The organism is Carnobacterium alterfunditum DSM 5972, assembly GCF_000744115.1.
GTDB classification, from domain to species: domain Bacteria; phylum Bacillota; class Bacilli; order Lactobacillales; family Carnobacteriaceae; genus Carnobacterium_B; species Carnobacterium_B alterfunditum.
Map to the genome: position 1 here is coordinate 48,540 of NZ_JQLG01000004.1, position 13,073 is coordinate 61,612.

The following is a 13,073-nucleotide window of genomic DNA, read 5'->3' on the forward strand; positions in this document are numbered from 1 at the left end:
AATCAATCTCCTCCCAAAACTTTTTTAGAGTGATTTGTTGCTATAGTAATAACATGATTTTTTTCTTCTGCAGCAACTTCTGATGGTGTCATCTCAGTAATATTTCCTAAATGGATCCATCCTAGTTTTTCAGTAATGATTTTTTCATCGTGCACTTTCTTATCTTTCGTTTCTAAAATAATAGATAGGGTCATCCCTAATAGAAAACCAATCAATACACCTACTACTTGATTTAACATTAGATTAGGTGAAACAGGATCAGGGTTTGCCTTAGCTTTTGAGAGAATCGCGACATTTTCAACATTAATGATGCCATCTATATTTTCTTGGAATGTAGCAGCCACAAGATTGGCGATCTCAGCAGCACGATTTGGATTTGTGTCTGTCACCTTTATACCAAAAATTTGGGAATCCTCTTGGGTAATAATTTCAATTTTTTTTTGCAGCTCAACCTCAGACAACGTATTCCCTAACTCATTTATTACTTTATCAATAACCACCGGGTCTTCTATGATATCTCGGTACGTATTGATCATTTGGATATTGGTTTCAATTTCTCCTAACGCAATTGATTGTGTGTTAACATTTTTTCTACTAACTAAAAGCTGAGTTGTAGTAGCATATTGAGGAATAAGTACATAATTCGTCAATATCGTTGTAAGCACGACTCCCATTACACTTACTAGTAAAATTACCCACCAACGTTTCTTTATCATTTTAAACAGGTCTATTATTCCAATCGTATCCATCATCTTCTGTTCCTCCTCCTAAACTTTATTTTCTAAGAAATTTAAGTATGCGCTGATTATTTCATCTATTAAGATCATTAAGTTCAATTTTTGACTTTATACCTCTTTGAATGATAAATTTTCCCTTTTAATAGTAAAAATAGATCTTTTAAATATGGCACTTTCAAAGCGATTGAACAGCTGCCATAAGTTACTGATCCAATTACAATTTGAACAAGTGTCGTTACGAAATTATCGTCCATTCCTTTAGTAGTCAATTTAATAGTGACTGCCATGATTACCGCTGAAGCAACCATTTTTAAAATCAAAACTATATCAAATGTGAACTTAGTCTGTCTGTTTAAATAAATCAATCGGAAAGCCGTAACAAATGTTTCTACTATTAAACTTGTTATGACCGATCCTATAACACCTAATATTGGGATCAAAGAAAAATTTAATATAATACTAATTGCTGCACCACCAAAGGTAGAATAAGAATAAATTTTTGTATTCCCTCTCGGCAATAAGTATTGGTTACTAATGGCTATCCCTATAGGCATGATAATAATGACCGGTGCAATAATAGGAATATAAATTTTTAATATTTCGAAGTCGCTGCCAAAAAACCAAGGAACCATTGTTGCGGCTAGCGCACTTACACCAAAAGCTGCAGGTATAGAAATAAACATTTGAGCATGGATCAAGCTGTGGAGGGTTTTATTTATTTCATCGATTTTATTTTTTGAAAATAGATTACTCATTTTAGGGAGCATTACTAAATTAATAGTTGAAATCATCGTAATGATGATCGTACTCAGATTAAGTGTGTTTGTATAGATCCCAACAGCTGTTGGGCTCTCCAAGACGCCTAAAATCGTTTTACTTAATGTAGTATAAAAAATCACGGCAATTTGAGGGAAGAAATACGCTACCATCGGAATCAAATGCCTCGTCATTTGCTTAATAGGTACCAACTGGATGGAAATTTTTTTAAAGACAAAGCTCCACATCACTAATTGTGAAAGAAGATTTCCTAAGGATTGAAGCAGCAAATATAAAGGTAAATCATCATAGTCGTTAATAAAAAACAAAATTCCAAAAAATACCATTGTTTGAACAGCTAAGTTACTTAAACTCACTTTTTTAAAATCTTCTATTCCCATAAAAAACCAAGAAATATCAAACAAAACGGCTATAATATGCAGCGATTGAATCAAATAATAGAGTAAGTCTCTTTGAAAAAAAACTAACACAACAACTGAATAAAGGATAAAGGAAACAATCGTTGTCACTAATTTCAAGCTGACCAATTCAGAAAATGTTTGATTCATTTTTTCTTTATCATCTCTAACCCTTGCAATCTCACGATTTCCATACAATGTGATGCCTAAGCCGGATAGTAAAATAAAGTACTCAGCTATCGAATTAGTAAAGGAATAAATCCCAATTCCTTGTGCACCCAATGCTTTAGAGATAATTGGAATAGTAATGACAGGCATTAAAATTTTAATCCCTTGAAATAGTGACTGATAAAACAAGTTTTTTGCAACACTTGATGTCATTTTTAGCACCTCAATTTTATTAACTCCACTTAGTAGAATAAGGACCTCCTTCACTAAATAAATGCTCCTTATTCAGCCTATTAAGTTCCTGTTATCTTTTTTAATGCATTAAATGCGTAATGATAATTTTTGCTGAATTGGATTTTAACTCTCATCACTTTTAATACTTGAAGATACCTAGCATTTTTTAATAACAGAATCAATAAATAGATATGGTATTTTTTTTTCAATCCTGAATTCAGGGAAAATAATGTTTCTTGAATTTTGGGGTGGTTTAAAATTGATGCCATGTGTTGTTCCTTCTGGTAATCATTAATAGGGCAATCTTCTAACACTAAGTTACTTAACTCTACATATAGTGTTCTCCAATAAGCTAAACTAATTAAATCACGATAGCTTTGTTCCTGTTGCCAATACACCAATAATTTTTCAAAATGTTCTGCAATATTGTATTCTAAAAGAAAACGATCCGGGTGGTAACGATTAATGGCTGATCCAAATCGTGAAACGTAATGATAATAAGGAGTTTGATTAAAATAAACTGACTCTAAATCGCGATAAACCAGGTGGTTGAACAAAGCATCTTGACCTACCCTTTGGTCAGTAAAGCGGCAGTTATTTTCAAGTAGATAACCGTGTTTATAAAGCTTGTTCCATAATACATTTGAATCTAAAGTTTGAAACGCTCTAAAACTTTTTCTGAAATCCTCTTTTGTAGTTAATACAGATAAAGTCGGAAGTTCTCTAGTCTTTTTAATTTTTCCTTTTGGATTTATTTCTTCAAAATAATATCCAAAGACAACCATATTCGCTTGATTTTCTAAAGCAATCTTTACATTTTCTTCAATCAGTAAAGTTTCTACATAATCATCGGGATCAGAAAAGTAAATATACTCTCCAGATGCTTGATCAAGACCGGCATTTCGAGCAAATCCAGAGCCAACATTTTCTTGATGGATGACTATTATTCGGCTATCTTTTTTTTGAAATTCATCACAAATATGTCCTGAACTATCTGTTGACCCATCATTAACCAGAATTAATTCAAAATCTTTATAGGTTTGATCTAACAAACTTTGAATGGATTTTCCTAATTCATCCGCGACATTGTATATTGGCATAATAACAGACACTGTAACCATAGTAATCTCCTTCCTTTTCTTGAAAAATTTTTTTATTCTAGATAGTTGGGTGAGTTTTTTTATCAACCGAATTTTTTTCTAAACCTTGATGCCGCAACAATGTCAGTACTGCCTGAGGAATGAGTCCTACAATTAAAGGTTTGAGTACATAAAGCAATCCTAATGGCATAAGCTTCATTTTCTTGAAACCGTTATACCGCACCTTAGCTTCATCTAATCTGTAATTATAAGCCCTTCTTTTAAATGTTGCGTTATCTTCTCTGTAGTTGAGTAAAACGTCTTGCAAATTATGCCCTCTAAATCCAGCAGCATATACTCGCATAAACAAATCATAATCTTCTGCTCTTAATGTCGCTTTCGAAACAGTATAATTTCCAATCTGGTTGAGGATGGTTTTTTTGATAATGATTGTCGGATGAACAAATTGCGATCCGAATAAAAAATCTTTTTTTAAAGGATCACTTTTTGCTTTTCGAACTCCCCAAATGCCATTATCATTAAATAGAAAAACTTGACTTCCAACTAATGCACATTCTGGATGAGACTCCAAATAGCTTATTTGTTTTTCCAACCTGTTTTTATAAGAAACATCATCTGCATCCATTCGTGCGATATACTCGCCTTTTGAAATATCGATGCATCTATTTAACGAGTAAGCTAATCCATTATTTGTCTCATTTTGGATCAATCTTATTTTTTGTGGATATTTTTTTACATAATCTTTTGCGATTTGTAAAGTTGTATCCTTTGAACCATCATCACATAATATGATTTCAAAAGATTTATAAGATTGATTCAGAAGTGAATCAATACTTTCTTTTAATGTTTTTTCACAGTTATAAATGCCCATTATCACGGATATTTTCATGCTGATTTTCTCCTTTCGATGACTGAGTTAATAGATCGCTGTATCTTGTTTGGAAGACGCTCATACCTAATACTAACCAAAATATTCGAGCATTATTTAATGATATTGAGATAGAAGCAATTAAAAAGATGATCAAGATATCTCGAATAATTTGTCTATTTTGATTATCTTGGTCATTTTTAGAAATACTTCTCTTATTATCGATCAGAGTTGATCCAACATATAAAAAGAACAAAGCAGTTAAAACGATTCCCCATTCAGCAGCGAGCTGAAGATACGTATTATGAGCAACATTTGGATCATGAATAAATTGGTTGGCTATGTTAATATAATTACCTAATCCGACTCCTAATAATGGAGCAGAATCAATCATTTGTCGTGCTGTCTCCCATACTTGCACTCTTCCTGATCCGCCATCAGATACGGCCGAAGAGAAGTCTGTAAACAATAATTCGACTCTTGAAAAAGTAGGAAATCGCTCAATGATCATTGCCAACAGCTCATCTGAGTACTTCAAAAGAGTGGGTACAATTGATGATAGCCCTAAAATCAAGAACAGTGAGCCTATAACCTTTGAAGGAGTTGTTTTGTTTATTCTCAAAAATTTACCAATCAACAAATATCCGCTGTAAAGTGCAACTAGAATAATCGCAGACTTTGAGCCGGAGCTAATGATTGATAAAAGAATGATCCCAATCGCTCCACTTCGAACGAAAATATTTATTGGTTTCATTCTTAGCAGAATACTTAATGCACAACATTGGATCACTGCAAAAAAATTCGGATCATTCATAAAGCCGATCAATCGGCTTTCTCCATACAACATGATCGAAGATAGATAAGGAATTTGAACAAATGAAATCAAAATGCCTAAGAAACCGATTCCAACCGCTCCAACTACAAATCCATTTAGAAAAACTGCTGTTAATTTTAAGCGGGAGAGATTGAAGCCAATGATGTAATAGAGGAAAACAACTAGCAGCTTTGTATAATCGATTAGAGTGGCTAATGGATCAGCTGCGATCATGTACTGATTAGGAATGATAAATAAAGAATGAAACAAAATTAAAATTGAAAAAGCACTAAATGTCACAATATGTGTTAGAGGTAATTTCAGTTCCTGCTTCATAATCAAACTAATCACTAAACCTAGAATTAAAAAATCAGAAAGCGATAAGTTGATTCCAAATAGCACATTAGATTGATTTAAAAAGATAGATAGTAAAAATACGATGACAATAATGAATGGAGTATCTCGTCTTTTATCTAGCTGCAAAGAATTTGCGACCACATTTTCCACCTCCAATGAGACCCTTTTTATAGGAAACTCATTTGATCAAAGCTTTTGTTACTTTTTTATTATTGATGAGCGATGAATCTGGGGTATAGTTCACGCTTTGATAGATTTGAGTCATTTGGCTCATAACTGACTGAACAGAATACTTATCAAGGTACTCTAAGTTTTTCAGACCAAAAGCTTCTCTCAAACTACTGGAATGGTAAAGTATACCTACATAACTAGCCAACTGTTCTCCATCACCTAAATCTACTAGATAGCCATTTTCACCATGGTGGATCAAGTCTCGATTTCCTCTGCAATCAGTGGCTATAATTGGCAATCCGGTTCCCATCGCCTCCATAAGGTTAACAGGCAGCCCTTCTTGTTTTGACGTAGAAATGACAATATCTGATACACTCATCAGCTGATCTACATCTTTTCGATAACCAAGTAAAAATACATTTTTCTCTAGCCGCAAGTCTTTGATCTGTTGAGCATACGTTTCTCTTAATTCACCGTCTCCGACTAATAATAATTTAGCTTGTGGTATTAATTGAACGACTTTTTTCATCATGTCGATAGTTAATTGCTGATTTTTTCTTTTGCTGAGTTCTCCAACATAGATCAACAGAAAGTCATTTTCTTTATAACCCAGTATGCTTCTTCGCTGATTTTTCAATTCCGTATCGATCGGTTTAAATTTATTCTTATTGATTCCTACGCCATTGATTTTTTCAACCTTTTTAACTTTAAAATGATTATTTTGAGCTGCATGATAATCTTCTTCATTGATCGTTATTAAACAATCGGTGTATCTAGACAACCATTTTTCAACTGAATAATACATTAACCAATTTTTCATGGGTGCCCCTTTAAAAAAATGAAATCCATGTGCTGTATACACAACTTTAGTATTTCTTTTTCGCGCTTCTCTTGCTGCGAGTCTGGATAGCACTCCTCCAATTGGCGAATGGCAATGGATAAAAGCATAGTTTTCGTGATCAATAATTTGCTTGATCTCTTTATAAGCTTTATAATTTATCATTTTGAATGGATTTCGGTTAATAGGTATATCGAATACCAATACGCCTCTAAATTCTAATTGATTTCTAAAATGATTATTCCGCTCATTTGCTTCTGTATGTTCATCTTTAAAATTTGCTAAGACATGGACTTCGTATCCTTCTTTTTGTAACAGGTCTATATTGGGTATATTGAAGCCTTCTATCATTGGAGCGATCGATGCTAAAATCAATACTTTATCCATAATTGAATCCCCCAAACTATTTACTTTATCTGATTACTATTTTCATGACTTTAAACTTGACCAACTTGTATTTTATTCAACGAAACCTTTACTCTATCAACAGGTGCTAGAATTTTTTTCACTTCTTCAATAACTCTGAATTGATTTTCTTCTGTCAAATTAGAACCAGAAGGAATACAGATACCCATTGCAAACAGTAATTCAGAGACAGCAGGTGTTCTTTCATTATGCTTATAAAATTTATTGTGTTTAAATAGTGGCTGTAAATGAAGGGGTTTCCATAAAAGACGAGTTTCAATATTTGCTTGGTTCATTCTGTCAACAAATTCAAACGGAGTAACCTTTGTCATAAATGGATCGATTATTAATGTCGTCAGCCAACGATTCGATTTGGATTGTTTGAGTTCAGGCATAAAATGCACTTCTTCAATTGTATTTAATTCTTTATAATAATTTTGGAAAATCGCTCTTCTTTTTTCAACCCGATCGTCCAAAACCTGTAATTGAGCTCTTCCAATTCCAGCCAGCACATTGCTCATACGATAATTGTAGCCAACAATTGAATGTTGGTAATAAGGGGCTGCATCTTTTGCTTGAGTAGCCAAGAAGAGAGCTTTATCTAATAATTCTTCATCGTCACTAACGATAGCTCCTCCACCAGAAGTAGTAATGATTTTGTTACCATTAAAGGAATAAATACCTATTTTTCCTAATGATCCGCTTTTTTTATTTTTGTATTCTGCTCCTAGAGATTCTGCAGCATCTTCAATAATTGGAACACCAAACAAATCGGCAATATTCAGTAATGTATCCATATCTGCACTTTGTCCATAAAGATTTACCACAATGATCGCTTTTGGCAGCTTATTTTCTTTGCTTGCATCAAACAATGCCCTTTCTAATGCTTGCGGCGACATATTCCAGCTGCTAGGTTCAGAATCGATAAAGGTTAATTCAGCTCCTAAATATAGTGCTGGATTGGCACTTGCAATAAAAGTAAAACTTGAACAGAAAACGCTGTCTCCTTTTTCTACCCCCAAACAGGCAAGAGCCAAATGGATAGCAGCCGTCCCGGAACTCGTTAATGAAGCCCCTTTTTTATTTGTATATTGAGCCAGTTCAAGTTCAAAATTAGTGACATTCGGACCTAAAGGAGCGATCCAATTGGAATCAAATGCCTCCCTGATGTATTTTTGTTCATTTCCAGACATATGTGGGGATGATAATAAGATCCGGTCTTGATTTGTCATTGCCTTCCCTTCTTTCTATCGCTGATTCCTATCAGATTTCGTTCGAATCAGCGATGACTACTTTTTAGTTAATTTGGTTTAAATGCTCTATTTTTCATTATTGGTTTTGATTTCAAAGAAACTGTTTTAGTAAATAACAGAGTATCATTATTGACTACCTTTTCCTGTTCCCATTGTTTTTTGCGGTATTCATCAAAAGCAAGGATGTAATCATCTTCATTTTCGACAATATCTGCTTTCATCAATACTTTTTGGATCGTCATAAAAACAATTTTTACATCTAAGAAAAATGAACATTTTTCAACATATTCAACATCTAAAGCAAATCGGTCTTCCCAACTTAAATGGTTGCGTCCCTTAACTTGTGCCCATCCACTGATACCTGGCCTTACATTATGGCGACGCAATTCTGTTTCGTTGTAACAAGGCAAGTATCTGACAAGCAACGGTCTAGGTCCGATAAAACTCATATCTCCTTTTAAAATATTGATGAGCTGGGGCAATTCATCTAAACTTAGTTTCCGAATAAATTGTCCGATTTTTAACATCCGCTCATCATAAGATAGTTCCTTACCATCAATAATAGTTGGATTTTTCATGCTCCTTAATTTATAAATATTAAAGATTTCACTGTCTTTTCCTACTCGTTCTTGAATAAATAAGATAGGACCTGCAGGATCTTCTATTTTTATTAAAATTCCTAGCATGATTAAAATGGGGAAAACTATTAAAAATAATATACTAGCAAAAATCCACTCAATAACTGACTTAACTGAATAATAATTTGTCATAGCATTCTCTCCTCGGATTATATTTTTACGTTCCTTTTGACTAAATGCCAGAAAGAGAGGGGTAGGGCTAAAGACCGATTGGAGGTTAATTAATAAGGGATTATTATGTGGATGGATCAGAGGTACATTTCAAGAGGCGATCAATAAGAGGAAAGGTTTAATTACGAAGTTGAATTACTGGAAGAATGAGTATGGGGAATATTTAATAATAAAGAGGGAGTAAATTTTTTAAATGCTGACATTTGGTAACCACTGAACTGGTAGTGTTGACGATAATACATATTGTTGGCATCCGTTCCTTTATCAACAACTAATATTACTTTTTTATCTTTTGTTAGCGACATAATAAATTTTTGGATTTCGGTTCCTATTCCTTTATTTTGTGAGGTTAGTGCAACTTCAAAGTGATCGATTTCAATAAATGGTACAGATAATATAATATTAGCTGTTCCTACAACCTTTCCATTTAGATATGCACTGATTTGCTGGATCTTAGTTGAGTGAAAACGATTCAAGTAAAATACCTGCTTTTTATGAGCAAATGAAATACCATTTTTTAAATTTAATTGGTACATAAAGTTTAAATAATCTTTTAATTGGCTGTTACTTTGGACCAAAACAACAGTCACTTCTTCATTTGAATGTTTAAAGAAAAAATCCTTGGGGTCAATACTCAATAATTCTTCACTTGCAATACTATAGTTTTTTGATAATAAATAGTGTTCTACTTCCTTTGAGAATGGTTCATTTTCTACTGTATAAAGAAAAATATAATCTTGATTCATTATCTGCTGGAACTCCATTAATTTATTTTCAGCTACAATATATTCTTCAAGTGTAGGATTTCTTTTGAATTTTAGTACATTACAAGAATAGATAGAGGGCATTTTTGGATTATAAAAATGCTGATAGAATTCTGTTTCCTCTACTAAATCATATTCATGGTACGTTTCACTGAAAGATATCATATTCAACTCTCCTCGCAATAACGGGATTTTATTAGACCTAGTGAATTCAATATATTATTTAAGTTCTATACTTTGGAAAAAAGGAGGTCTCTCCATCAAAATCACCAATTGTCTTGCGGAGATTAATCAATTTTTTATAAATAATTGGATCATGTACTTTTTTACCCACATAGAATGGATAATCGCCATTTCTTGCGTATCCCTTTTTATGAAGATATATACCATCTTCTCCTTTATGTCCTCCACCTATAATGTATTTTGCTAACCCTTTATCTTTTAACCATTGGATAGTCGTTAATTCAACTAAAGCTTCTGGATGATAGTCGTAATACTCTCCAAGTGTTCCTGCTAAAAAAGCAAATGACTTTTCTTTGCCAATTAATATCAAGGCTGTTGAAATGACTTTATCATCCATAACAGCATGGAAATAGATGAATTGATCTTTCATCGTTTCGTGGATCTGTTCAAAAAAGGGTTTTTTAAAATAATAGTAATCATCTGCTCCAGTGCGCTCCATTGTTGAATAATAAACATCTAGAAAATCATCAATGTACTCTCCTGTTTTATCTGAAATAATTTTTATGCCACTTTTTTTAGCTAATTCCGCATTTTTCAAGTTACTCTTACGAACATCTTTAGTCATTGGTAAATTTAGGTCTCTTACTATATTTTTTCCAACTAACGTTACATCTCCATAAAACTGATCTCTTACTTGTGTATTTTCAAATAAATCAAATCGAATAAATTCAGTAATAATATCATTTTTTTGACAATAATCGGAAAAGGCTTCAAAATACCCTTCCAATAATTTTTTTTCATTCGTCGTTTCTTGAATGACCGGTCCGCCATATCCGTAAGGGGTAACAATATCAAAAAACACTTTATTGTCTAAATCAAAGGGTATTTTCCTTTTAATGAACATATTTTTTACTTTTCCATACTTGTTTTTGAAGTTAAAAAATTCTAATTCTCCATCTTCTATTGTTTCGTATAATCTTCCATAAGGTTCGGTGAAATTAATTTCCATACAGCATTCTCCTTCACATATTTAATATATTTCCTGTAAAAAAGTAACTTAAATAAACCTACTTTAAATTATTTTTTTCTAAACTAATTTACGACTAAATATAAAGAATGGATAAAGAAGAATAGGTGAATAAAAAATTATGGAATGATGCTTACGGTGCGTGGGGTACAAATGGGTGAATTAAATAGGGATCAGGATATACTACTTAAAAAAGCTAAACTAAAGGTTTGAAAGGCGGTCAGGATGACCAAGGATAAAACTGGGGATCTTACTTTTAAGAGGAAAATAGATACTAAGTAAACGCAGATCGGTCAATAGATCCTACTTTACTATTTGATAATCAAAGTATATCAACTAATATTTGAGAGGGCTAACATTTCACATTAAAAAAAACCTTTTGTTATTGATTTGTGACAAAAATATGTACACCTCTATTGAAAATGCCTACGTACAGTCTTTTAGAGTTGTACATATTTGTGGAATTATTAATTTTTTTGATTTTACGTAACCAGGACTAAGAATCTACGCATTTGAGTTAAATCGATTAAACAAAACTTATAAAAGAATATTTAATAACAAAGTGTCAGTAAACGATCTAAACGCATTGGTCTGGTAAAAGCTGAACTCGTAATATTGAACATAATTCATACTGTCAGCATTTGATTCCCTCCTGCTTACCAATCTTTCCTGCAACTTCTTGATTTAAACGGATAAAGTTAAAATCCTCTTTTTTTAAGTTCTGTACTTTGGAAAAAAAGAAGTTTCCATATCAAAATCACCAAATGTTTTGCGGAGTTCAATCAATTTTTCGTAAATAATTGGATCATGTACTTTTTTACCTACATAAAACGGATGAGCGCCATTTCTTGCCAGCCCTTTTTTATGGAAGTATATCCCATCTTCCCCTTTATGCCCTCCACCTAAAATATATTTTGTTAAACCCTTATCTTTCAACCATTGAATAATCATTAATTCCATAGAAGCTTCTGGATCATACTTGTAATACTCTTCAAGTGTGCCTCCTAAAAAGGAGAATGCTCTTTCCTCACCAATCAAAATTAAGGCTGCTGAAATAACCTTTCCATCCAGAGTAGCAAATACATATAAAAACTGATCTTTCAGCGTTTCATGGATTTGTTCAAAAAAGGATTTTTTAAAATAATAGTAATCATCAGCCTTATTGCGGTCCATCGTTGAATAATACATTTTCAGAAAATCATCGATGCGTCCTCCAGTCCGATCGATACTCATTTTGACACCCTTTGCTTCAGCTGCCCTAGCATTTTGAAATATTTTTTTTCGAACATCTTCTTTTACGGGTAAATTCAAGTCCCTCACGATCGTATTCCCAACTAGCGATACATCCCCATAAAATTGATCCTGTACTTGTAGATTTTCAAATAGATCAAATCGGATAAATTCAGTAATGATATTATTTGTTTGACAATAATCGGAAAACGCCTCAAAATATCCTGCAAGCAATTTTTCTTCATCTATCGTTTCTTGAATGACCGGCCCTCCATATCCATAGGGTGTTACGATATCAAAAAACACCTTATTTTCTAAATTAAATGGTATTTTCCTTTTAATAAACATATTCTTTACTTTTCCATACTCATTTTCGAAGTCAAAAATAACTAATTCTCCATCTTCTACTGTTTCATATAACCTTCCATAAGGTTCGGTGAAATTAATTTCCATACAACATTCTCCTTCGTATTTTTAATAGCTTCTATAGAAAGGTCAACTCAAATAAATCTACGTAAATCATTTTTTTCTAAACTACTTTATGACTACATATCACAAGTGAATCAAGAAAATGGGTGAATAAAAGATTATGGACTGATGGTTACGGCGTATGGAGTAAAAGTGGGTAAATGAAATAAGGGGTCAAAATATACTGCTTGAAAAAACTGAACTGAAAGTTTGAAAAACGGCCAGGATGACCAAGGATAAAACTGGGGATATTGCTTCGAAGAGGAAAATAAGCACCAAGTGAAAGCAGATTTATCACTAAATTCTGCTATTCTAATTGATACTCAAAGTATAGCAATTAATATTTGAGTGAGCTAATACTTTCCATTATAAAAAACCTTTTGTTATTATTTTGTGACAAGAATATGAACAAATCTATTAACAATACTTATCTATAAGCTTTTAATGTTATACCTTTGTAGAATTCTAAAAA

General features: G+C 32.7%; 11 protein-coding genes. All 11 read right to left on the reverse strand.

The features are described 5' to 3' along the window. Positions 1-2: 2 nt before the first annotated feature. Positions 3-752 (reverse strand): YveK family protein, encoded by a 750-nt coding sequence (locus BR50_RS00870; protein ID WP_034545204.1) that lies wholly within the window; start codon positions 750-752, stop codon positions 3-5. A gap of 80 nt (positions 753-832) precedes the next feature. Then, complete coding sequence (locus BR50_RS00875; RefSeq protein ID WP_034545206.1) at positions 833-2,293, reverse strand: oligosaccharide flippase family protein; 1,461 nt, start codon at positions 2,291-2,293, stop codon at positions 833-835. 80 nt (positions 2,294-2,373) lie between these two features. Continuing rightward, the gene (locus BR50_RS00880; RefSeq protein WP_034545208.1) at positions 2,374-3,435 is read right to left on the reverse strand and encodes a glycosyltransferase family 2 protein; all 1,062 of its coding nucleotides are present in this window, start codon (positions 3,433-3,435) and stop codon (positions 2,374-2,376) included. A gap of 37 nt (positions 3,436-3,472) precedes the next feature. Beyond that, a complete protein-coding gene (locus tag BR50_RS00885; protein ID WP_034545210.1) occupies positions 3,473-4,303 on the reverse strand; it encodes a glycosyltransferase family 2 protein in 831 nt (276 codons plus the stop codon). Then, positions 4,272-5,594 (reverse strand): O-antigen ligase family protein, encoded by a 1,323-nt coding sequence (locus tag BR50_RS00890; protein WP_051905696.1) that lies wholly within the window; start codon positions 5,592-5,594, stop codon positions 4,272-4,274. Before BR50_RS00890 ends, BR50_RS00885 begins: the two co-directional genes overlap by 32 nt. A gap of 37 nt (positions 5,595-5,631) precedes the next feature. Further along, positions 5,632-6,849 carry a glycosyltransferase family 4 protein gene (locus tag BR50_RS00895; protein WP_034545213.1) on the reverse strand — a complete coding sequence of 406 codons (1,218 nt, stop codon included), beginning with the start codon at positions 6,847-6,849 and terminating at the stop codon, positions 5,632-5,634. Positions 6,850-6,899: 50 nt separating this feature from the next. Beyond that, a complete protein-coding gene (locus BR50_RS00900) occupies positions 6,900-8,099 on the reverse strand; it encodes a DegT/DnrJ/EryC1/StrS family aminotransferase (protein WP_034545214.1) in 1,200 nt (399 codons plus the stop codon). Positions 8,100-8,167: 68 nt separating this feature from the next. Continuing rightward, a complete protein-coding gene (locus BR50_RS00905; RefSeq protein WP_034545217.1) occupies positions 8,168-8,890 on the reverse strand; it encodes a sugar transferase in 723 nt (240 codons plus the stop codon). 161 nt (positions 8,891-9,051) lie between these two features. Further along, complete coding sequence (locus tag BR50_RS12375; protein WP_051905697.1) at positions 9,052-9,858, reverse strand: GNAT family N-acetyltransferase; 807 nt, start codon at positions 9,856-9,858, stop codon at positions 9,052-9,054. A gap of 58 nt (positions 9,859-9,916) precedes the next feature. After that, a complete protein-coding gene (locus BR50_RS00915) occupies positions 9,917-10,885 on the reverse strand; it encodes a GNAT family N-acetyltransferase (protein WP_034545219.1) in 969 nt (322 codons plus the stop codon). A 732-nt stretch (positions 10,886-11,617) separates the two neighbouring features. Next, positions 11,618-12,586, reverse strand: coding sequence for a GNAT family N-acetyltransferase (locus BR50_RS00920; protein ID WP_034545222.1), 969 nt, complete (start codon positions 12,584-12,586; stop codon positions 11,618-11,620). Positions 12,587-13,073: the final 487 nt, after the last annotated feature.

Excerpts from the sequence above, each read along its gene's own strand:
- BR50_RS00870 (WP_034545204.1), bottom strand. The coding sequence starts at position 752 with ATGATGGATACGATTGGAATAATAGACCTGTTTAAAATGATAAAGAAA.
- BR50_RS00875 (WP_034545206.1), bottom strand. The coding sequence starts at position 2,293 with ATGACATCAAGTGTTGCAAAAAACTTGTTTTATCAGTCACTATTTCAA.
- BR50_RS00880 (WP_034545208.1), bottom strand. The coding sequence starts at position 3,435 with ATGGTTACAGTGTCTGTTATTATGCCAATATACAATGTCGCGGATGAA.
- BR50_RS00885 (WP_034545210.1), bottom strand. The coding sequence starts at position 4,303 with ATGAAAATATCCGTGATAATGGGCATTTATAACTGTGAAAAAACATTA.
- BR50_RS00895 (WP_034545213.1), bottom strand. The coding sequence starts at position 6,849 with ATGGATAAAGTATTGATTTTAGCATCGATCGCTCCAATGATAGAAGGC.
- BR50_RS00900 (WP_034545214.1), bottom strand. The coding sequence starts at position 8,099 with ATGACAAATCAAGACCGGATCTTATTATCATCCCCACATATGTCTGGA.
- BR50_RS00905 (WP_034545217.1), bottom strand. The coding sequence starts at position 8,890 with ATGACAAATTATTATTCAGTTAAGTCAGTTATTGAGTGGATTTTTGCT.
- BR50_RS12375 (WP_051905697.1), bottom strand. The coding sequence starts at position 9,858 with ATGATATCTTTCAGTGAAACGTACCATGAATATGATTTAGTAGAGGAA.
- BR50_RS00915 (WP_034545219.1), bottom strand. The coding sequence starts at position 10,885 with ATGGAAATTAATTTCACCGAACCTTATGGAAGATTATACGAAACAATA.
- BR50_RS00920 (WP_034545222.1), bottom strand. The coding sequence starts at position 12,586 with ATGGAAATTAATTTCACCGAACCTTATGGAAGGTTATATGAAACAGTA.